Annotated in this window: 25 protein-coding genes and 3 tRNA genes; 22 read left to right on the top strand and 6 right to left on the bottom strand. The window is 62.8% G+C overall.

All coding sequences use genetic code 11. The features are described from left to right. The 6 genes from cysG to VNZ93_RS00315 all read left to right on the top strand — a co-directional run. The coding region (cysG, locus tag VNZ93_RS00290) for a siroheme synthase CysG (protein WP_325698401.1) at window positions 1-1,144 on the top strand (1,144 nt) is incomplete at its 5' end. Next, window positions 1,141-1,458 carry a DUF2849 domain-containing protein gene (locus VNZ93_RS00295; RefSeq protein ID WP_325698404.1) on the top strand — a complete coding sequence of 106 codons (318 nt, stop codon included), beginning with the start codon at window positions 1,141-1,143 and terminating at the stop codon, window positions 1,456-1,458. The genes cysG and VNZ93_RS00295, both read left to right, overlap by 4 nt. A 4-nt stretch (window positions 1,459-1,462) precedes the next feature. Next, window positions 1,463-3,121, top strand: coding sequence for a nitrite/sulfite reductase (locus VNZ93_RS00300; protein ID WP_325698407.1), 1,659 nt, complete (start codon window positions 1,463-1,465; stop codon window positions 3,119-3,121). Further along, window positions 3,108-3,635: a DUF934 domain-containing protein gene (locus tag VNZ93_RS00305; RefSeq protein WP_325698410.1), complete on the top strand. Its 528-nt coding sequence runs from the start codon at window positions 3,108-3,110 to the stop codon at window positions 3,633-3,635. The genes VNZ93_RS00300 and VNZ93_RS00305 overlap by 14 nt, the downstream gene beginning before the upstream one ends. After that, window positions 3,635-4,363 carry a phosphoadenylyl-sulfate reductase gene (locus VNZ93_RS00310; RefSeq protein WP_325698412.1) on the top strand — a complete coding sequence of 243 codons (729 nt, stop codon included), beginning with the start codon at window positions 3,635-3,637 and terminating at the stop codon, window positions 4,361-4,363. The genes VNZ93_RS00305 and VNZ93_RS00310 overlap by 1 nt, the downstream gene beginning before the upstream one ends. A gap of 115 nt (window positions 4,364-4,478) precedes the next feature. Further along, entirely contained in the window at window positions 4,479-4,904 is a 426-nt protein-coding gene (locus tag VNZ93_RS00315) for a hypothetical protein (RefSeq protein ID WP_325698415.1), read from the top strand. A 21-nt stretch (window positions 4,905-4,925) separates the two neighbouring features. Here the strand turns inward: VNZ93_RS00315 and VNZ93_RS00320 are convergent, their stop codons facing one another. The 3 genes from VNZ93_RS00320 to VNZ93_RS00330 form a co-directional block, all read right to left on the bottom strand. Beyond that, window positions 4,926-5,945, bottom strand: a complete 1,020-nt coding sequence (locus VNZ93_RS00320) for an adenosine deaminase (RefSeq protein ID WP_325698418.1) — start codon at window positions 5,943-5,945, stop codon at window positions 4,926-4,928. A gap of 166 nt (window positions 5,946-6,111) precedes the next feature. Continuing rightward, window positions 6,112-6,187, bottom strand: a tRNA-Glu gene (locus VNZ93_RS00325). Between the two features lie 93 nt (window positions 6,188-6,280). Further along, window positions 6,281-6,736 carry a VOC family protein gene (locus VNZ93_RS00330; RefSeq protein WP_325698421.1) on the bottom strand — a complete coding sequence of 152 codons (456 nt, stop codon included), beginning with the start codon at window positions 6,734-6,736 and terminating at the stop codon, window positions 6,281-6,283. Window positions 6,737-6,876: 140 nt separating this feature from the next. Between VNZ93_RS00330 and VNZ93_RS00335 the strand changes: the two genes are divergently transcribed. The 7 genes from VNZ93_RS00335 (at window position 6,877) to VNZ93_RS00365 (ending at window position 10,452) form a co-directional block, all read left to right on the top strand. Next, window positions 6,877-7,638, top strand: coding sequence for a Sir2 family NAD-dependent protein deacetylase (locus VNZ93_RS00335; RefSeq protein ID WP_325698423.1), 762 nt, complete (start codon window positions 6,877-6,879; stop codon window positions 7,636-7,638). 152 nt (window positions 7,639-7,790) lie between these two features. Beyond that, window positions 7,791-8,399, top strand: a complete 609-nt coding sequence (locus tag VNZ93_RS00340; RefSeq protein ID WP_325698425.1) for a cold-shock protein — start codon at window positions 7,791-7,793, stop codon at window positions 8,397-8,399. Window positions 8,400-8,529: 130 nt separating this feature from the next. Continuing rightward, a complete protein-coding gene (locus tag VNZ93_RS00345; protein WP_325698464.1) occupies window positions 8,530-8,949 on the top strand; it encodes a DUF192 domain-containing protein in 420 nt (139 codons plus the stop codon). A 156-nt stretch (window positions 8,950-9,105) separates the two neighbouring features. Beyond that, window positions 9,106-9,182, top strand: a tRNA-Pro gene (locus VNZ93_RS00350). Window positions 9,183-9,208: 26 nt separating this feature from the next. Next, a complete protein-coding gene (locus VNZ93_RS00355) occupies window positions 9,209-9,514 on the top strand; it encodes an ETC complex I subunit (protein ID WP_325698428.1) in 306 nt (101 codons plus the stop codon). 107 nt (window positions 9,515-9,621) lie between these two features. Beyond that, window positions 9,622-10,026 (top strand): RidA family protein, encoded by a 405-nt coding sequence (locus tag VNZ93_RS00360; protein ID WP_325698431.1) that lies wholly within the window; start codon window positions 9,622-9,624, stop codon window positions 10,024-10,026. Between the two features lie 51 nt (window positions 10,027-10,077). Beyond that, window positions 10,078-10,452 (top strand): hypothetical protein, encoded by a 375-nt coding sequence (locus VNZ93_RS00365; RefSeq protein WP_325698434.1) that lies wholly within the window; start codon window positions 10,078-10,080, stop codon window positions 10,450-10,452. A 33-nt stretch (window positions 10,453-10,485) separates the two neighbouring features. Here VNZ93_RS00365 and VNZ93_RS00370 read toward each other — a convergent pair whose 3' ends face one another. Together VNZ93_RS00370 and VNZ93_RS00375 are read right to left on the bottom strand one after the other, a co-directional pair. Then, complete coding sequence (locus VNZ93_RS00370; protein ID WP_325698437.1) at window positions 10,486-10,803, bottom strand: hypothetical protein; 318 nt, start codon at window positions 10,801-10,803, stop codon at window positions 10,486-10,488. 135 nt (window positions 10,804-10,938) lie between these two features. Then, window positions 10,939-11,015: transfer RNA gene (locus VNZ93_RS00375), tRNA-Arg, on the bottom strand. A 248-nt stretch (window positions 11,016-11,263) separates the two neighbouring features. Between VNZ93_RS00375 and VNZ93_RS00380 the strand changes: the two genes are divergently transcribed. From VNZ93_RS00380 to VNZ93_RS00395, 4 genes are all read left to right on the top strand, one after another. Next, on the top strand, window positions 11,264-12,181 hold the full coding sequence (locus tag VNZ93_RS00380) for a formylglycine-generating enzyme family protein (protein WP_414709938.1): 918 nt from the start codon (window positions 11,264-11,266) through the stop codon (window positions 12,179-12,181). A 259-nt stretch (window positions 12,182-12,440) separates the two neighbouring features. After that, complete coding sequence (locus tag VNZ93_RS00385) at window positions 12,441-12,953, top strand: hypothetical protein (protein WP_325698443.1); 513 nt, start codon at window positions 12,441-12,443, stop codon at window positions 12,951-12,953. A 4-nt stretch (window positions 12,954-12,957) separates the two neighbouring features. Beyond that, entirely contained in the window at window positions 12,958-13,416 is a 459-nt protein-coding gene (locus tag VNZ93_RS00390) for a DUF202 domain-containing protein (RefSeq protein WP_325698446.1), read from the top strand. Window positions 13,417-13,510: 94 nt separating this feature from the next. Then, window positions 13,511-15,103 carry an arylsulfatase gene (locus VNZ93_RS00395; protein WP_414709936.1) on the top strand — a complete coding sequence of 531 codons (1,593 nt, stop codon included), beginning with the start codon at window positions 13,511-13,513 and terminating at the stop codon, window positions 15,101-15,103. A 61-nt stretch (window positions 15,104-15,164) separates the two neighbouring features. Here VNZ93_RS00395 and VNZ93_RS00400 read toward each other — a convergent pair whose 3' ends face one another. Then, window positions 15,165-15,386, bottom strand: coding sequence for a hypothetical protein (locus tag VNZ93_RS00400; RefSeq protein ID WP_325698452.1), 222 nt, complete (start codon window positions 15,384-15,386; stop codon window positions 15,165-15,167). 222 nt (window positions 15,387-15,608) lie between these two features. Between VNZ93_RS00400 and VNZ93_RS00405 the strand changes: the two genes are divergently transcribed. The 5 genes from VNZ93_RS00405 (at window position 15,609) to VNZ93_RS00425 (ending at window position 20,635) form a co-directional block, all read left to right on the top strand. Next, window positions 15,609-15,965: a DUF1622 domain-containing protein gene (locus tag VNZ93_RS00405; protein ID WP_325698454.1), complete on the top strand. Its 357-nt coding sequence runs from the start codon at window positions 15,609-15,611 to the stop codon at window positions 15,963-15,965. Between the two features lie 6 nt (window positions 15,966-15,971). Next, entirely contained in the window at window positions 15,972-16,979 is a 1,008-nt protein-coding gene (locus VNZ93_RS00410; RefSeq protein WP_414709937.1) for an HAD family hydrolase, read from the top strand. Between the two features lie 61 nt (window positions 16,980-17,040). Next, a complete protein-coding gene (locus VNZ93_RS00415; RefSeq protein WP_325698456.1) occupies window positions 17,041-18,390 on the top strand; it encodes a DUF3300 domain-containing protein in 1,350 nt (449 codons plus the stop codon). Between the two features lie 35 nt (window positions 18,391-18,425). Next, window positions 18,426-19,355: a DUF2950 domain-containing protein gene (locus VNZ93_RS00420; protein ID WP_325698459.1), complete on the top strand. Its 930-nt coding sequence runs from the start codon at window positions 18,426-18,428 to the stop codon at window positions 19,353-19,355. Between the two features lie 293 nt (window positions 19,356-19,648). Further along, window positions 19,649-20,635: a SphA family protein gene (locus VNZ93_RS00425; RefSeq protein ID WP_325698462.1), complete on the top strand. Its 987-nt coding sequence runs from the start codon at window positions 19,649-19,651 to the stop codon at window positions 20,633-20,635. The last annotated feature ends 170 nt before the right edge of the window (window positions 20,636-20,805 follow it).

Below are 20,805 nucleotides of genomic sequence, written 5' to 3' on the forward strand. Positions count from 1 at the left end.
CCAGCAACTGGCCGCGCAGGCGCGCGCGATGAATGTACCGGTCAACATCGTAGACCGGCCGGATCTCTCCACCTTCATCTTTCCGTCGATTGTCGATCGCGGCGACGTCGTGGTCGCGATCGGGACGGGCGGTACGTCACCTGTTCTGGCGCGCCGTCTGCGTGAGCAGATCGAGCGGATTCTTCCCGAGCGCATCGGAGAGTTCGCTGCGTTGATGGGGCGCTATCGCGATCGGCTGCACGCGCTCCGCCATCGTGGATTTTCGACCCGCGAGTTTTGGGAGCGCGTGATCGACGGGCCGATCGGTGCGCTGTTTCTTGCCGGACGGAGCGCAAAGGCGGAAGCCGCGCTTATCATCGAGGTCGAGCGCGCCGGACAGGGCGCGCCGCGCCAGGGGCATGTGCAGATCGTCGGCGCCGGTCCCGGCGATCCCGATCTTCTGACGCTGAAGGCGTTTCATGCCCTGCAATCGGCGGACGTTGTTCTGACAGACGATCTGGTGTCGTCTGAGATCCTCTCCCGGATCAGACGGGATGCAGAAATCGTTCACGTCGGCAAGCGCAAGGGCCATCCCGGCATCGGCCAGGAGGCCATCAACCGCCGTCTGATCGCGGAGGCGAAAGCCGGCCGCAATGTCGTGCGCCTCAAGGGCGGCGATCCTTTCATTTTCGGACGTGGTGGCGAGGAGCGCGAGGCGCTGGAAGCCGAAGGCATCGCTGTCACGGTCATCCCGGGCATCACCGCGGCGCTTGGCTGCGCGGCTGAAGCCGGCGTGCCGCTGACGCTGCGCAAGGAGGCGACGCGGCTCTCCATCGTCACTGCGAACACCGCGGACGGAGCGGACAAGATCGACTGGTCCGGCCTCGCGGACCGCACGACCACGGTTGCGATTTACATGGGACTGACCGCCGCGGCCGCCGTACGAAACGGCCTGGTGGCGGCCGGCCGCGATCCGCAGACGCCGGTCGCGGTGCTGGCGCGCGGCACGCGGCCAGATTCCCGCAGCATCACCGGCGCGCTGTCGCAACTGCCGTCGCTCGCGGCCGGAGCAGGCGAGGGTCCTGCGCTTATCGTGGTCGGCGACGTGGTCGCGCATTCCCGCGCATGGAAGGACGCGGTCGAACTTCTGGAGGCCGCCGAATGACCGCTCCGCAGCAGCAGAAGCTGAAAGTCAAAGGGCCGGTGGTGATCACCGGAAATCGTCTCGGCGACGGCGCGGTGGTGTACCGCACGGCCGAACGCGGCTGGTCGAACGCACTGAGCGACGCTCTGGTGACTACCACGGCGGAGGAAGCGACCGCGCTGCTGAAGGACGCAAACGCAAGCGATCTCGAGGCGGTCGGCGCGTATGTGGCCCCGGTCATTCTCGACGGTGGCGAAATCCGGCCGGGCAATCTGCGGGAACGCATTCGCGTTGCCGGGCCGACCTTTGCACTTCCGGGCAGCGGGGCGGCCTAGAGTCATGTATCTCTACGACGAATTCGACCGCGCCGTGGTCGCCGAACGGGTCGCCGAATTTCGCGACCAGGTCGAGCGGCGACTGTCGGGCGCGCTGACGGAGGACGAGTTCAAGCCGCTGCGGCTGATGAACGGCGTCTATCTGCAACTGCACGCCTATATGCTGCGCGTTGCGATCCCGTATGGCTCGCTGTCGTCCGATCAGTTGCGAACGCTGGCGCATGTCGCGCGCCGCTACGACCGCGGCTACGGCCATTTCACCACGCGTCAGAACATCCAGTTCAACTGGATCAAGCTCGAAGACATGCCGAAGGTGCTGGAGACGCTTGCGGAAACCCATCTGCACGCGATGCAGACCAGCGGCAATTGCATCCGGAACGTCACGAGCGACCAATGGGCGGGCGTCGCGCCGGACGAAGTGGAGGACCCGCGGGTCTATGCCGAGATCCTGCGCCAGCACTCGACCATGCATCCGGAATTTTCGTATCTGCCGCGCAAGTTCAAGATCGCGGTGACGGCGGCCGATCACGACCGTGCGGCCATCCGCGTGCATGACATCGGATTGCGGCTGCACCGCAACGAGGCGGGCGAGGTCGGCTTCGAGGTTGTGGTCGGCGGCGGGCTCGGCCGCACCCCGTTTATTGGCAAGACGATTAAGGCCTTCCTGCCGAAACGCGATCTGCTCAGCTATATCGAGGCGGTTCTGCGCGTCTACAACCTGTCCGGACGGCGGGACAACATCTACAAGGCGCGCATCAAGATCCTCGTGCATGAACTCGGCGCGGAAGCATTCGCGGCTGCGGTCGAGGAGGAATGGGCGGCGATCAAGGACGGCGCACTCGTACTCGACGACGCCATCATCGCAGACATTGCCGCGCGCTTCCGTTATCCGGATTACGAAAGCTTGCGTGACGAAAGCGATGCACTGAAGGCGCAGCGCGCTGCAGATCGCAAGTTCGATACCTGGTATGGCAATTCGGTCGCGCCGCACAAGGTGCGTGGCCATGCGATCGTGACATTGTCACTGAAACCGGTCGGCGCGCCGCCGGGCGATGCCACCGCGGACCAGATGGATGCAATCGCCGATCTGGCCGATCGCTATTCATTCGGAGAAATCCGGGTCGGGCACGAACAGAACCTTGTCCTGCCGCATGTGCGCCAGCGCGATCTGCCGGCCCTGTTTGCAGCGCTCGACGCGATCGGGGTGGCGACGCCGAATGTCGGGCTCGTCTCCGACATCATCGCGTGCCCCGGGCTCGACTATTGCAGCCTCGCCAATACGCGCTCGATCCCGGTTGCGCAGGAACTGACGCGCCGGTTCCGGAATATCGAGTCGGCGCACAATATCGGCCGGCTCCACATCAATATTTCAGGCTGCATCAATGCCTGCGGCCATCACCATGTCGGCCATATCGGCATTCTCGGCGTCGAGAAGAATGGCGAGGAATTCTACCAGATCACGCTCGGCGGCCGCGCCGACGAGGATGCGAAGCTCGGCACATTGCTCGGGCCGGCGGTGCCGTACGAGCAGGTCGCCGATGTGATCGAAGACGTCGTCGCGGCTTATGTCGAGCTGCGGTCCCGTCCGGACGAATTGTTCATCGACACGGTCAAGCGGATCGGGGTCGAACCTTTCAAGGAGCGCGTCTATGCCGCTCATTAGCAACGGCGAACTGACCGAAGACCGTTACCTGCGCATCGCGGACGATGCGCCGGTGCCCGAAGAAGGCGCGGTGTTGTTGCCGGCCAGCCGGCTGCTCGCTGCCCCTGAACGCATTGCCGGGCGTCCCGGCGCCACCGGGGTGATCTGGCCCAACGATCGCGACGTGTCGGAACTGGCGCCGTTACTCAACCGCCTGTCGCTGGTGGCGCTTGTCTTTCCGACCTTCAAGGATGGGCGCGCGTATAGCCAGGCGCGAACGCTCCGCGAACGCCTCCATTTTCGCGGCGAGTTGCGTGCGACCGGTGACGTGCTGCGCGACCAGTTCGTGTATCTGCATCGCTCCGGCTTCGACGCCTTCGAAGTGAAAAAGCCTGCGGATGCTGCGGCCTTCTGCGAAGCGCTGCAGCGTTACGACGTCTTCTATCAACCCGCGGCGGACGGCGACGTCAGCGCCTTGCGCCAGCGGCTCGCGCCTCGTGCATCGCAGCGCCGGACATTGACCGAGATTGCCTGATGAGCGTGATCGAAACGCTGGGCAGCCGCGCAGCCCATCTCAACACTACGCTTGAATCGGCATCGCCGGTCGAGGTCATCGAGACCGCGATCAGGATGGTGCCGGCGGGCCGGCTCGCGATCGTGTCCTCGTTCGGTACGGAATCGGCGGTCCTTCTGAAATACGTCTCGGATGTCGACCCCGGCTTGCCTGTGCTGTTTCTGGACACCGGCATGTTGTTCGAGGAAACGCTCGACTACCGCGACCGGCTGGTCGACTTTTTAGGTCTCACCGATGTCCGCTCGCTCAAGCCGCAGATCGACCTCGTCGAGCGGCGTGACCCTGATCGGGACCTGTGGCTGAGCGATACCGACAGTTGCTGCCACATCCGCAAGGTTCGTCCGCTTTCGGACGCGCTCGGCGCCTTCGATGGCTGGGTCAACGGCCGCAAGCGCTTCCACGGCGACGCGCGCGCGTCGATTCCGCACGTCGAAGCCGACGGCCGGCTGCTGAAGTTCAATCCGCTGGCAGCCCTGAGCCGGAAGGACATGGACACGGTCTTCGAGACGGAGGGCTTGCCTCGCCATCCGCTGGAGAAATTGGGCTTCTCGTCGGTCGGCTGTATGCCCTGCACCAGCCGCACGCTTGAAGGCGAGGCGCCGCGGGCGGGGCGCTGGCGCAACCAGAACCGCAGCGAATGCGGGATCCACCGGATCGGATTGCCGGCCGGAGCCGGATGCGGGTGCTGAGGCCCGCTCGGGCAACCGTCCGCAGACATCCTTAGAATTTGATTAATCCCTTTGCGCTAACCTTACGGTGAGCGCAGCCATAGCCCGGTTGCGCGCGTTCTCCGCGGGTGTGCGTATGAAACCGGTCGTGGTTGCGGTCCTGCTCGGGTGCGCGGCTGTCGGCGTCGTCGGCTACATGAATTTCGCTGGTACGGACCGGGCGGTCGTGACCGGAAGCGTCGCGGCATCGCGAGTGGCCCTTGATACCGACCCGCGGACGGCAATGAACGTCGTAAAGGTCGACTGGCGGCGCGAAGGCTTTGGACTGACGGCGACGGCCGACGTGTCGGTGCGCAACAACAACAGCTACGTCGTTCGCGTCGATCGCATCAGTTGCCGCTTCCGCAACAAGGACGGTTCGCTGGAAGAGCACGCGCAGGGCGTCTACGACATCATCCACCCCCGCACCGAACGGACGATCCGCAACGTATCGCTCGGATTTGTCAGCAACGACTCGAAGGGGGTCGACTGCAGCGTCGCGGGTGCGCGCAAGGAATTCTGAGCGAGGCCTGCCTCGGCCAGATCAGGGCATCGTTGCCAGCGCGCGGTCGATCTCGGCGAGTGCCTCGGCTTTTTCCGCTTCGCTCATCAGGGACGCGTGGAAGCCGTTGCGCACGATGGCTGCGATCTCGTCGCGGTCGAGCGTGAGCGCGTCCGATACGGCGCGGTAATTCTGGTTCACATAGCCGCCGAAATAGGCCGGATCGTCCGAATTGACGGTGACCCTCAGCCCCTTGTCCATCATGCGCCGCAGGGGATGATGGCGCAGATCGTCGATGACCCGCAGCCGCAGGTTCGAGAGCGGGCATACGGTCAGCGCCATCTTGTCCCGCGCCAGCCGTTCCACGAGAACGTCGTCATCCATCGCGTGGTTGCCGTGGTCGACCCGCATGACGCCCAGGACATCGAGCGCCTCCCAGACATAGCTCGCAGGACCTTCTTCGCCGGCATGGGCTGTCAGAAAGAAGCCTGCATCGCGGGCGCGGGCGAAGACCCGCGCGAACTTCGCCGGCGGGTTGCCAGCCTCGGATGAATCCAGTCCGACGCCCGCAATGCGGTCGCGGAACGGCAACGCGGCATCCAGCGTCTTCTGCGCGCTTGCCTCGTCCAGGTGCCGCAGGAAGCACATGATCAGGCTGGCCGACACACCGAGCGCCTGCCGTGCATCCGCGATCGCGCGCGACAGGCCGTCGATCACGGTTTCGAACGCGATGCCGCGGCCGGTATGGCCTTGCGGATCGAAGAACATCTCGACGTGACGGACATTGTCAGCCTGCGCGCGCTGCAGATAGGCGAAGGCCAGATCGTAGAAATCCTGTTCGGTGATCAGCACAGACATGCCGAGGTAATAGACGTCGAGAAAGTCCTGCAGGTTGCGGAAGCGGTACGCGTTCCGGATCTCTTCAACCGAGGCGTAGGGCAGGGCGACGCCATTGCGTCGTGCAAGCGCGAACATCATGTCCGGCTCCAGGCTGCCCTCGATGTGGATGTGAAGTTCGCATTTCGGCAGGCACTTGATCAGCGCGTCGGTTGCGGCCGCCATTCCCAGACTCCCTGTCCCAGAACCGGCCCGCAGGGTGCATACGGCGCCGGCGCGCGCCCGGTCTGCGCGGACCGGGCGAAGCGAATTGACGCCACACGCTATCATGACGCGACGCTTCGGGCGGGTATCGGGCTTTGGAAGTGCTCGGCCGCTCGGGTGAGCAAGGTGGCGCGCCCAAGGGGACTCGAACCCCTGTTTTCGCCGTGAAAGGGCGACGTCCTAGACCGCTAGACGATGGGCGCTGACCGGCTCGCGAGAGCCGGGCGTTGTATAGTGACGGATCGGCGGCGAGGCAAGCACAGTGAGCCGCCAGGACGAAAATCTGTTCGCCGGCGTTACCAGTGGCCGGAATTGGGCATCGAGGCCCAGGGCTCACGCGGCGCGAGCGCATTGCCCTTTTGCAGGAGCTCGATCGACTGCCGGTCCGGGGAGCGGACGAAGGCCATCTGGCCGTCCCGGGGCGGCCGGTTGATGGTGACGCCAGCCTTCATGAGCCGCTCGCAGGTCTCGTAAATATTGTCGACCTCGAAGGCGAGGTGACCGAAATGCCGCGCCTCGCCGTAATCCTCCGGGTCCCAATTGTAGGTCAGTTCCAGCAGAGGACCGGATCGGCCGTAGCGCTTGGACTGATCGACGACCGCCTGATCGCCCGGCGCCATCAGGAACACGAGGGTATAGCGGCCCTTCGGATCCTCACGGCGGAATGATTCCTTCAGACCGAGCTTGTTGCAGTAGAAGTCGAGCGCCGCGTCGAGGTCGCGTACGCGCAGCATGGTGTGCAGGTAGCGCATGGTCCGGTTCCAGATCCTGAATGATACGGGCGACCTATCAGGTAGTCGCGGGCGGGGCGAGGTCAAGTTCGTTGCGCCGTGCGCCTAGCGCACGCAATATCTGCCGAAGTGTTATCGGCTGGATAACGAGAGACTGAGAAATGATCGCGCCCGATCTTGCCACGGCGACAACAATGCTGCGCGAGATGATTGACGAATCCGAACGCGTGGTGCCGTTCACCGGTGCCGGCATCTCCACCGAGAGCGGCATTCCCGATTTTCGTTCGCCCGGCGGCTTGTGGACGAAGACGCAGCCGATCCCGTTCGATCTGTTCATCGCCAGTCGCGAGATGCGCGACGAATCCTGGCGGCGTCGCTTCGCGATGGAGGAGTATTTCGGGAAGGCCAGGCCGACGCGCGGGCATCTCGCGCTGGCTTCATTGTATCGCGCCGGCAAGGCGCCGGGTGTGATCACTCAGAACATCGACAACCTGCATCAATCCGCCGGCGTGCCGCCGCAGGACGTGGTGGAACTGCATGGTAACACCACTTTCGCGACGTGCCTCGATTGCGCAAGGCGTTACGAATTAGTCGACGTCAAGCAGAAATTCGAAGCCGCCAACGGTCACGCACCCGATTGTGATTGCGGCGGCTTCATCAAGACCGCCACCGTGTCTTTTGGGCAATCCATGCCGGAGGAGGCGATGCGCCGCGCGCAAAGCTGGGCGATGGATTGCGATCTTTTCATCGCGATCGGCTCCTCGCTCGTGGTCTGGCCCGCGGCGAGCTTGCCCTTGCAGGCCAAAAAGAGCGGCGCGCGACTCATAATCGTCAACAGAGAGCCGACCGAGTTCGATTCGATCGCCGATCTCGTGATTCGCAACGATATCGGGGACGCTCTTTCACCTTTGATTTCGCATTGATTCACCTGATGCAACTTTTGCACAGGGGCCCGGGTAATCGTTTGCGGGCTGCATTTTCCCCTTTTACAAACACGTGCCAGTGTTACTCTTGAGCGTAAGAGATTCGTCTCAAGCGTCCGGAAGAGACGCTTAATTGAAACGGCGCGACGGTCATGGCGTCGGGCGAAATGGGGCCAAAGTTGTCCGGTGCAGGTTACGATCTGGGGCCAGATCGTCACACAGGGGGAGCGGAAGAATCCGCTACCGACCTTGTAGAGATTTCGGGCACCATCAAATGGTTCGATGTCTCCAAAGGCTTCGGCTTCATCATCCCTGATGATGGCTCCGCGGATGTGCTGCTGCACGTCACCTGCCTGCGGCGCGATGGATATCAGACTGCCTATGAGGGCGCTCGCGTTGTGTGCGAAGCGCTGTCGCGTCCCAAGGGGATGCAGGCCTTCCGCATCCTGTCGATGGACGAGACGACGGCGATCCATCCGGCGCAGCTTCCTCCACCTCGCACTCACGTCACCGTGACCCCGACCTCGGGCCTTGAGCGCGCGGTAGTCAAATGGTTCAATCGGCTGCGCGGGTTCGGCTTCCTCACCCGCGGCGAGGGGACCGAGGACATCTTCGTCCACATGGAAACCCTCCGCCGCTATGGCATGACCGAGCTCCGCCCCGGCCAGACCGTGCTCGTTCGTTTCGGTCCGGGACCCAAGGGCATGATGGCTGCGGAAGTGCAGCCCGATGGCGGATCGCACGGACCCGCCTCTCACTAGGCAACATCGCCGCAGACGGTCTGTCTTGCGCGATTGGTTGCGCGGCAAGGCGGTTCGCGTGAAATCTCGACACATCGCTTCGGTATCTCGACTGGCTTCCTGGCGGGGCGTGTTCGCTGCCGCCGTCTTTATGCTGGTGCTGGCCGCAGGCGCGGCCGCGCAGGCGGCCGACGAGTCGATGCTGGAAATCGTCACCAAGGACGGCGTCCACGTCTTCACCATCGAGATGGCACGGACCAACGAGGAGCGTCAGAAGGGCCTGATGTTCCGCAAGGAGCTGCCGGAAGGCCGCGGCATGCTGTTCGACTTCAAGCCGGATCAGGATGTCTCGATGTGGATGCGGAACACCTACATCCCGCTCGACATGCTGTTCATCAATGGCGACGGCACCATCCGGCGCATCGCAGAAAACACCGAGCCCTTGTCGGAGCGGACCATCCCGTCCGGCGGACCGGTGCGCGGCGTGCTTGAGGTGATCGGCGGCACGGCGAAGAAGCTCGGCATCAAGGCCGGGGACAAGGTCGCTCACCCGCTGTTTTCAGGCCAGTAGCGGCGCCCTCCGGCGTCGCAGCCGCCAAGGTCGGAAGCAAAGATTGGGACCGACCGCCTGGTCAAGGAAGTGGCCGAAAGGCGGCAGCAACCGCCGCCCGCTTTGGCTTGCGGCGCGGCGGCAAAATCCCTATTCATGCGCCCGTATCGGCCGGATCGGGGCATAGCGCAGCCTGGTAGCGCATCTGCTTTGGGAGCAGAGGGTCGCAGGTTCGAATCCTGCTGCCCCGACCATCCGCTCCGCCGCAAGGGAACTGTCGATGACCGCACGCATCTACAAGCCGGCCCGCAACGCGATGCAGTCCGGTACCGCGAAGACCAAGGACTGGGTTCTGGATTTCGAGCCGGAAGCGCCGCGCGTGGTCGAGCCATTGATGGGCTGGACGTCCTCGACGGACATGAAGAGCCAGGTCCGGATGCGCTTCGCGACGCGTGAGGAGGCGGTGGCCTATTGCGAGCGCGAAGGAATTCCATATCAGGTCTTCGAGCCGAAAGAGCCGGTGCGACGCACCATCGCCTACGCTGACAACTTTTCTTTCCAGCGCCGCGGTCTCTGGACGCACTGAGGCTTCGCCACCGGCATTTCCAGTCGGCGCGGCAGCGGTCATATTTCGTCGCGCGGCGTGATCGCGTCGCGTGATGAGGCCTCGACAAGCCCGGCTGGAGGATCGCCATGGCGAAACCGCGCTTTCTGAATCCGCCGACCCTGTACAAGCCGCCGGGCTACAGCCATGTCGTTGAGGTCAGGGGACCCGGCCGCATCGTCTATATCGCGGGCCAGCTCGGCCTCGACGCACAAGGCAAGCTGGCCGGCGCTGCGGGAGACTTTCGCGCGCAATCGACCCAGGCCTTCGAAAATCTGAAATATGCTCTTGAGTCGGTGGGGGCTGCGTTCGGCGATATCGTCAAGCTCAACAATTACCTGAAGGACATGTCGCACCTGCCGATCCTGCGCGAGGTACGCGACAAGTACGTCAACGTATCGGCGCCCCCGGCGTCGACCACTGTCGAGATTTCGAAATTCGCGCTCGAAGGGGCGCTGTTCGAAGTCGAAGCGGTGGTGATGCTGGCGGAATAGGGGGCGGGTGGCGCGATGCGCGGGCTCATTTGTCGGCTGGCGGCGAGCCTGATGCTTGTCGCGATTCTGGCCGGCGGCGCGCGGGCACAGACCGATGTTCCGGCGAAGCCTGCTGCCGTGCGCGAATTGCAGCGCGCCCTGCGCGAGCACGACCGTGCATGGCTCGCCGATCATGTCAGCTACCCGTTGCGCTATCACGGGCGCACGATCGCGGTGATCCGCAATCGAAATGACTTTCTGCGCAACTACGACGCCATCGTTTCCGATCGGTTACGCAGCGCCGTTCTGATGCAGGACCCCGAACGCGTGTTCGAGAACTGGCAGGGTCTCATGGTCGGCGACGGCCCTCGCAATATGTGGTTGCGCGAGACCGGAGAGGGCGAGGCCGCTCGCTACGAGATCGTGACCATCAATGACGTGCGATGACCCGTCTAATGCGACGTCACGTGACACGACTTCTCACTCGTTCGGACAGGCGCTGAAACGTCCGTAGCCTTCGTCGAAGACGCAGCCGCCGAGATTGCTTGGTCGGCGATAGGGAAGGCCGCTAGGGCTGAGCGAGGGGTCGTTCAGCCGCCCATAGGCCGGCACGCGATAGGGATAGGATGGCGGGCGCACGGGATGCCGGACAGTGCGGCGCTGTTTCTTTGCGGCTGACAAATCCAGTGCCGGAGCCTTCGACAGGGCGGTCGCCGTCGCCGATTGCGCGTCCGATGACAGCCCGGCGAACAGGATCGCAGCCCCGGCCATTGCGCAAACCGCCAGACGAACGAACATAAGCGTCTCCTCGCCAGTTACAGGGACAAACCCCGGTGACCCGGCGATGCCGGCAGGTTTCGATTCAATTCTTCGGGATCGGGGAGGGCCAGCGAGGTCTTGGACGGCTCCGCGCCCGGCATGGCGACCCCGGCATGGCGACCCCGGGATGACTCGAACATCCAACCGCCGGATTAGAAATCCGATGCTCTATCCAGTTGAGCTACGGGGCCTTGAACGCCATTCCTGGCGGTGCCGGAGGCCGACCGGCCTTCGCACCGCCCATATAGCGGCCTCCGGCGATCGCTTCAAACACGAGTGAGGGGTCTGGCGTAATTTTGCCGGTTCTGCATAGTCACCTCCGCCTCGCGGCGCGAGACTGCGACGATGGCGCGTCTGCAGCGGTGCCGTCTGGAGACCGGACATGGCTGACCTGGCCGAGGCGTCGGCGTCTGGGACCGGCTCGGCGTCGTTCCCCGGAATGATCCGCATCGAAGGCGGCACCTTCCGCATGGGTTCGGACCGCCATTATGTGGAAGAAGCGCCGGTGCATCGTGTGACGGTCGACGGATTCTGGATCGACCGGACGCCGGTGACCAATCGCCAGTTCAAGGACTTCGTGAAGGCGACCGGTCACACGACATTCGCCGAAATTCCGCCCGACCCGAAAGACTATCCCGGCGCATTGCCGCACATGCTCTACGCGGGCTCGCTGGTGTTCTCGCCTCCGCAAGGGCCGGTGGATTTGCGCAACTGGGGCCAGTGGTGGACTTTCCTGAAAGGAGCCGATTGGCGTCATCCATACGGACCGAAGAGCAACATCAACGGCCTCGACAATCATCCGGTGGTTCACGTCGCCTATACGGACGCGCTCGCCTATGCGCGCTGGGCCGGCAAGGATCTGCCGACGGAAGCGGAGTGGGAATTCGCGGCGCGGGGTGGACTGGACGGCGCCGAGTATGCCTGGGGCGATGAATTCACGCCGGGCGGCGAGCATCGCGCCAACACCTGGCAGGGCGATTTCCCGCATGAAAATCTTGCGCACGACGGCTTCACGCGGACATCGCCGGTGACGGCATTCCCGCCCAACGGCTACGGCGTCCAGGACATGATCGGCAATGTCTGGGAGTGGACCTCGGACTGGTACGCGGCGCGGCACGAGGCCGATGTCGCAAAGGCCTGCTGCATTCCGGAAAACCCGCGCGGTGCGCGGGAGGACCAGAGCTACGATCCCTGCCAGCCAAATGTCAGAATCCCTCGAAAAGTCCTCAAGGGCGGATCGCATCTCTGCGCGCCGAATTACTGCCGGCGCTATCGTCCTGCCGCGCGGCATCCGGAGCCGATCGACACCTCGACGAGTCACGTCGGCTTTCGTTGCGTCATGCGACAACGTTCCTGACTGCAAATTTTACGGCGTAGCGTTTCCGATCGACAGCGGCGTTCAGATACCGCCGCACACCGCGCCGCGACGGCGCTGCCACGAAAAGTTGAGGGCAGGGTCGCGCAATATGCATTAGCGTCCGTCATGCTGCAGGTTGATGATTGATGACGTGTCTTGCGGACGACATCGAGCACGTCCAACAAAATAAAGAGCGATCACAAAACTTGAGGCCGATCTGAAGGCTTCGATGCGAACTGCGTCGCCCGGGAGAGCGATCGTGAGTTCAGGTGCCGCGTCGAGTATGGCCCGCATCATGGCCTGGCTGGTCGTCATTCTGACCGCCGGGTTCGTGATCTATGGGCTCGTGCACGACGGGCTGTCCTGGGAAACCCAGGCGCGGCTATGGCGCGATGTGATCGATCGCTCGCACGGTCCGATGACGTTCCGGTTCTTCCTGCAGCCGACCATGGCGGCAATCGCCGCGCTGCATGACGGCACGCGCGACGCGCGATCCCACCGCACTCCCTATCTGCACACCATCATCCACGATGCTGACAACCGTGGTGCCCGCCTCAATGAGGGCCTCATCTCGATCTCGCGCATCATCCTGCTCGGGTTTGTGATGGACACGATCTACCAGTGGCGCGTGCTCGGGACGTTCTATCCGGGGGAAGCGGTGGTGATCACTCTGATCCTCGCAGTTATTCCTTACATCGTATTGCGCGACATCGTCACCCGCATCGCGCGGTGGCGGATGACGCGGCATCCGCAATCGCACTCACATGGATAGACCGATGGCGCCCGTCACCATCCATTCGAAAGCAGACGAAATCTCCGTCGAGCTGTCATCGCGCCGAACCGGCATGTCGTTCCAGCGCACCCGCATGAGCGCGGACCGAACGCTGATGTCCGTCATCCGCACGTCATTGTCGCTGATCAGCTTCGGCTTCACGATCTTCCAGGTGTTCGAGAAGTTGCGCGAGAGCGGCACGATCATGCATGCAGGCGCGGCGCGCAATTTCGGCGTCACCTTGGTGGCGCTCGGCATCCTCATGCTGATCGGCGGGATCATCTATCACGCGCAATTCATGCTGCATCTGCGCCATCAGAGAGCAGCGATGATGGAAGCCGGCCTCGTGCATGGCGAGAGCCAGTTTCCAGTTTCTCTGACTCTGCTCACGGCGATCATCCTGCTCGTCGTCGGGATCGTGGCGATCGTCAGCATGTTGTTCAGCATTGGGCCGTTCGGGTGATACGCATGGCCGGGGAGGCAACCGAGAAGGCAACGAAGAAGAGAGGAGGTTCAAGCACCGGCGCGTAGGGCGCCCACCAACAAGGCTGCGGCAAATGCCGGTTCCAGGACGACAAAGCAACAGCGTCACGGGAAGGAGAAAGCCTATGGCCAAGTCCGGAAAGCCCAATATCCTCGTCATCTGGGGCGATGATATCGGCATCTCGAATCTGAGTTGCTACTCGCATGGTCTGATGGGCTACCAGACGCCCAATATCGACCGCATCGCCAAGGAAGGCATGATGTTCACCGATTCCTACGGCGAACAATCCTGCACCGCCGGACGCTCGTCCTTCATTACAGGACAAAGTGTGCTGCGCACCGGCCTCTCGAAGGTCGGATTTCCCGGTGCGCCAATCGGCATGACCGAGAAGGCGCTCACCATCGCCGGCGCGCTGAAGAACCAGGGTTATGCCACCGGACAGTTCGGCAAGAACCATCTCGGCGACCTGAACCACATGCTGCCGACCAATCACGGCTTCGACGAGTTCTTCGGCAATCTCTATCATCTCAATGCCGAGGAAGAGCCGGAGATGTACGACTACCCGCCGGAGAAGGACTTCCCGAACTACCGCAAGAATTACGGTCCGCGCGGGGTCATCCACTCATGGGCGACCGACAAGGACGATGCGACCGTCGAGCCCCGCTGGGGCAAGGTCGGCAAGCAGAAGATCACGGATACCGGTCCACTGAACCGCAAGCGCATGGAATCCTGCGACGACGAATTCGTCGCCGCGGCCAAGGATTTCATCAAGCGCGCCGAGGCCGAGGGCAAGCCGTGGTTCGTGTGGCTCAACACCACGCACATGCATCTTTACACGCATACCAAGAAGGAAAGCCTCGGCCAGGCGGGCCGCTGGCAATCGCCCTATCACGACACCATGATCGACCATGACAAGAACGTGGGCCAAATGCTCGACTTCCTCGACGAGATGGGTCTCGCCGGCAATACGTTCGTGCAATATTCGACTGATAACGGTCCGCACCGGAACACCTGGCCGGATGGCGGCATGACCCCATTCCGTTCGGAGAAGAACACCAACTGGGAAGGCGCGTTCCGCATTCCCATGCTCGTGCGCTGGCCGGGCAAGATCAAGCCGGGCCAGGTTTCGAATGGAATCGTCCAGCACCATGACTGGTTCCCAACCTTCCTCGCGATCGCCGGCGAGCCTGACATCGTGGAGAAGGCCAAGAAGGGCTACAAGGCCTGCGGCCGCACCTACAAGAACCACATCGATGGATACAACCTGGTGCCGCACTTGACCGGACAGGAGAAGGAATCTCCGCGCAAGCTGTTCGTCTATATCAGCGACGACGGCGACATCATCGCGCTGCGTTACGACAACTGGAAGTGCGTGTTCATGGAGCAGCGTTGCAAGGGCACTCTGCAGGTCTGGGCCGAGCCTTTCACGAAGCTCAGGCTTCCGAAGCTCTACAATCTGCGAACCGACCCCTATGAGTTCGCAGACATCACGTCAAACACCTATTGGGAGTGGTTCATCCGCCGCGACTATATCGTTTTCTCGATCAACATGATCGCGGCCAAATGGGCTGAAACCTTCAAGGACTTCCCACCAATCCAGAAGCCGAACACCTTCACGATCGATGACGCAATCGAGAAGATGAAAGAAACGGCCGGCGGCGGTTAACCGATCCGCGGGCGGCGGGAGCTTTCCCGCCGCCTGCCGGAGCCGGGCAATGACATTCCGGTCAGAAGGGTTTGAACGAGGTGACGTTGACCACGTGCGCCAGCGAAGCGAAGGGCTTGCCGCATTGCTCGTGATAAAGCCCGCTTAGTCCGCGGTGCCCATGTGGGTCGTTGTTGAAGTGGATGCGCACACTGCGCTCTCCCTTCGCGATAGGCTCATTGCAGCTCGCGCAGAACGGACCATGCGGGCCACTGCCGCCCGCCGGCATGGGATCGAAAGCCAAGGGTTCCTCAAGGTCAGAAGTTGCTCTGTCGTATGGTGCTAGCTCAATGCGCGTGCGCAATACAAGTTTCGCAATTGTCCTCAATCAATGCAGGAAAGGCGCTGCCTTGCAGAGCTTGTTCGCATTTTCAACAGGGCGGAACCCAGCATCGTTCACTGCAGCGGAGAATTTGCGTCGCAGGTCAGAACGGATCGCAACTTTTGAGCAAGGGTGACGGCTCACGTGCTCAAGGATTGGCTCATCGTCGCGACGCAGCAGGCAGTGGTGGTCATCGACCTGATGGCGCTGATTGTCATCGTGGTCGGGACGTTCGAGGCATTCATCCGTGGCGGGTGGGTCCTGGTCTCGTCCCGATCCGGGCACGAACGAAGGGACGTGTGGCTGCGCTATGCGCGGTGGCTCGTGGCCGGCCTCACGTTTCAGCTTGCCGCCGACATTCTCGAGACGTCGATTACACCGTCCTGGGAGGAGGTCGCCAAGGTCGGCGCGACCGCCGTGATCCGGACATTCCTGAATTTCTTTCTGGAGCGCGACCTCGCTGACGTGCGCGAGCGGCAACGCGACTCCCAGCCTTCCTAGGAGGCGATGATGCAGTGGCGTGGTTTGTTCAAGGTGATGACGCTCGTGGCCGCCGTGCTGGCGGCGGCATGGTCCACGGCGTTTGCACAAGGCGATCCGTTGCCCTCCTGGAACGAGGGCGCTCCGAAAAAAGCCCTCGTCGATTTCGTCACGCGCGTGACGACGCAAGGCTCGCCGGATTTCGTCCCGGCCGATGCGCGGATTGCGACCTTCGACAACGATGGCACCTTGTGGTGCGAGCATCCGTTCTATTTCGAGGTGGCGTTTGCGTTCGACCGCGTGAAGGCGATGGCGCCGCAGCATCCCGAATGGAAGACAAAGGAGCCGTTCCGGTCGCTGCTGAAAGGCGATGTCGCGGCCGCTGTGAAGGGGGGCATGAAGGGGCTGCTGGCCGTCATCGCCGCGACGCATAGCGGCATGACCGTGACGGCATTCGAGGACATCGTGCGCGAGTGGATGAAGACCGCCCGGCATCCGCGCTTCAAGCGGCCCTACGATCAGCTTGTCTATCAGCCGATGCTGGAGGTGATGCAATATCTGCGTGCCAACGGCTTCAAGACCTTCATCGTGTCTGGCGGCGGCATTGACTTCATGCGGCCCTGGACCGAGCGGGTCTACGGAATACCGCCCGAGCAGGTGGTCGGGTCGTCCGGCGTGACGGAGTTTCGGCTCAACAAGGACGGCAAGGCCTATCTGTTCAAGACGGCGAAGGTCGATTTCGTCGATGACGGGCCAGGCAAGCCGATCGGCATCTACCGTAATATCGGGCGCTGGCCGATTATATCTTTCGGTAATTCCGACGGCGATTTGCAGATGCTTCAATACACGACGTCCGGGTCCGGCGCGCGGCTTGGGCTCTACGTCCATCATGACGATGCCGAGCGGGAATATGCCTATGACCGCAAGACCCGGATCGGGAGGCTCGACAAGGGTCTCGACGAAGCTCCGAAATGGGGATGGCCGGTGATCTCGATGAAGCGCGACTGGAAGGTGATTTTTCCGCCCGAGAAATAAGCGCTGCCCAAGTCCAGTCCTCAGCGAGGCGTGGACGCGGTGTGAGTATGGAGGTGACGCCATGCGAAAGTTGCTGACCGCCCTGATCATGATTGGTCTTGGATCGCTGGCAGTCGTTCCGGCACACGCGCAATCATCATCGTCCACAGCCAAGCCGGAAGAACTCGATCAGCTCGTTGCGCCGATCGCGCTCTATCCCGACACGCTGCTGTCGCAGGTGCTGATCGCTTCCACCTATCCGCTCGAGGTGGTCGAGGCGGAGCGCTGGGTAAAGCAGAACGCCAACCTGAAAGGCGATGCCCTCAAGAAGGCGGTCGACCAGAAGAAGTGGGATGACAGCGTCAAGTCGCTGACCGCGACGCCCGACGTGCTCGGGATGATGTCAGACAAGCTCGACTGGACGCAAAAGCTCGGCGACGCGGTGCTCGCGCAGCAAGCCGATGTGATGGATGCGATCCAGCGCCTTCGTCAGAAAGCGCAAGCCAACGACAAGCTGAAGACCACGAAGCAGCAGAAGGTCACGACCTCGACGCAGAACAATCGGCAATACATCGCCATCGAGCCGACCGAACCGAACACGGTTTACGTGCCGTATTACGATCCTGCCGTGGTCTACGGCGACTGGCCGTATCCAGCCTACCCGCCTTATTACTTCGGAGCGCCCGGTTACATCGCGGGCGGTTTGCTTGCGACCGGTCTTGCTTTCGGGGCCGGTTACGCGGTCGGCGCCTGGGCACGTGGCGGCAGCTGGTGGGGCGGCAACGTCAACTGGGGCAACAACAACATCAACATCAACAACGATATCGACATCAACAAGCGCAACAACTGGGTGCACAATCCGGATCATCGCCACGGCGTGCGCTACACGAACTACGACGTGCGCCAGAAATTCTCGAAGGCCGATATCGGCAATCGCGACAACCGGATGGACTTTCGCGGCCGCGACGGTCAGCAGGTATTGAAGCCCGGCTCGGATCGGCCCGGAGATCGTCCTGGCAATCGCCCTGACGCACGTCCGGGTGATCGTCCTGGTGCTGGTGGCAAGGATACGCGTCCGGGTGGCGATCGTCCCGGCAAGGATACCCGCCCGGGAGGTGATCGCCCCGGCAAGGATGCCCGACCCGGTGGCGACAAGCGGCCTGGCGGCGACCGTCCTCAGGCGCGACCGCAGGGCCCACAGCGGGGCGGGGGGTTCGACAACGTCAATCGCGGCGGCGGACATGATCGCGCCCGCGGTCAGGCTAGCCTGGGCCCGCGTGGTGGGGGCGGTCCACGCGCTGGTGGCGGCGGAGGTGGGGGCCCGCGGGTCAGCCACGGCGGTGGTGGCGGGCGGCAAATCGGTGGCGGCGGAGGAGGAGGGCCTCGCGGCGGGGGCGGGCGAGGCGGCGGTGGCGGACGCGGTCGACGCTGACGCCTGACACCTCAAGCACATTTCGAGAGGATGCCATGAAACACCGTTCCCGCCTGTTCCTGCTTGCGATGCTTGCGCTGATGTCGTTCGCCGGAACGTCTCACGCCCAGCAGAGATTCAAGACGCCGGAGGATGCCGTGTCGGCATTGGTTGCAGCAGTGCGCGCCGACAATGTACGGGACATGATCATGGTGCTCGGTCAGCACGGCCGCGACATCGTGATCTCGGGCGATCCGGTCGCCGACCAGACGGCGCGCGCGGCCTTCCTGATCGCTTATGACCTGAAACATCAGATCGTGAAGAAGGACGACGATCGCGCCGAGCTCGTGATTGGCAACAACGATTGGCAGCTTCCGATTCCACTGGCGCAAAAAGGTGGCGCCTGGCAATTCGATGCGGAAGCCGGACGCCGCGAAGTTCTGCTTCGCCGGATCGGGCGCAACGAACTCGCAGCGATTCAGACATCGCTCGCCTATGTCGATGCGCAGAACGAGTACGCCTCGATGAACCCGGCGGGGCTGAAGGTCGACAGCTACGCGCAGCGCATCGTCTCCAGTCCCGGCAAGAAGGACGGCCTGTACTGGCCGACGGCCGCCAATGAACCGCAAAGCCCGCTGGGCGAGGCATTCGCCGCTGCGACGGTGCAGGGTTATCGACCGGGCGAACAGCAGATCCCGTATCACGGCTATTGCTACAAGGTTCTGACCGCGCAGGGACCGAACGCGCCCGGCGGCGCGATGAATTACCTCGTGAAGGGCAACCTGATCGGCGGCTTTGGGCTCGTGGCTTATCCCGCTGAATACGGCAACTCGGGTGTGATGAGCTTCATCGTCAACCACTCGGGCGTCGTGCTGCAGAAGGATCTTGGTCCGAACACTGCGCGCATCGCGTCGCGGATGACTGCGTTCGATCCCGATCCATCATGGCGACGGGTCGATCCGAAGGATCTGACCGCCGCGAAGTAAAGCGGGAGGGGCTTGGCTTCACGCGACCGGAAGCCGGCCCGGTGTGCGGTCGCTCACGTCATCCGCAAGGTGCTGCCGCGGCAATCGTGATCTTGAACTACGTCTGGCGGTACTGAGGTTAGGAGACAATCCACAGACCTGTTGCGGAAAGGTCATTCCTCAAGCCCCCGGAAGTTGCGATAGTTCCGGGACTCAACGTCGTGCGGATGGGGGCGTCCATGTCGGGACGAGGTGGACGGTTCACGACTCGTATCGCCGCCGCGACGTTGGTAGCATCGGCATTGGCCGCGCCCATGCCGGCATCGGCGGATCAGGGCGGTGTCAGCTTCTGGATCCCCGGATTTTTCGGCAGCTTCGTCGCGTCTCCGCTGGTGCCGGGCTGGAGCCTATCGAGCGTCTATTATCACACCTCGGTCGAAGCGAGCGGTAGTCTGGCCGCAGCAAGGCAGGTCGAAATCGGACGGTTGCGCCCGAACGCAGCAGCCAATCTTGACATCAACCTGCAGGGCCGCGGCGATCTCGGATTCGTCATCCCTCAATATGTGTTCGAGCAGAAAATCTTCGGAGGTCAATTCGCGCTGGCTATGGTCGCCGGCTACGGCCGCAACTCCGCATCGCTGGACGGTACGCTGACCGCATCGCTCGGACCGCTTTCGGTGACACGGCAGGGGTCGATCACGGAATCGATCACCGCCTTCACCGACATCCTGCCGCAGGCCAACCTGCGCTGGAATAACGGCGTGCATAACCTGATGATATACGGGACCACCAACATTCGGGTTGGCAGCTACGATTCAACGCGGCTCGCCAACACGGGTCTCGGTTTCAATGCGTGGGATGGCGGCGTCGGCTACACCTACCTTGACCCGACCAAGGGCCATGAATTGTCGGCGACCTTCGGTGTGACCTACAACAACGTGAATCACGACACGGGCTACAAGAACGGCGTCGACTATCATCTCGACTGGGGTGCCGCTCAATTCCTCAGCAAGCAATTTTATGTCGGCGCGGTCGGGTATGTGTACGACCAGTTCACCGCCGACAAAGGCGCGCCGGCTTTCGTTGACGACCCGAAGTCACGCGTATTCGGAATCGGCCCGCAGATTGGCTATCTGTTCCAGGCTGCTCCCGGTGTCGCCGGGCTGTTTGCGGTGAAAAGCTATTTTGAGTTTGAGAGCCATTATCGCCCTGATGGATGGAACGTCTGGCTGACCCTTAATTTGTCACCGGCGGCGCCGGAGCAGAAGCCGGTCTCGACGCCACGGCCGCAATGGAAGTGAGTCGGCCCGCCTGTTGCGAAACCCCGAAAAGCGCCCGCAATTCACATTCAGGTTGATTGCAGGCGGCGGCTGATTTCGCGCTTGTGATCGGCAGGAATGTTGACCGGCCCTATAGTGTCACGACCTCGACACCTTTTACCGCTGACCTAAAGTGAGGTCCCGCCGGTGTT

The sequence above is a fragment of the Pseudorhodoplanes sp. genome (assembly GCF_035565795.1).
GTDB lineage: Bacteria > Pseudomonadota > Alphaproteobacteria > Rhizobiales > Xanthobacteraceae > Pseudorhodoplanes.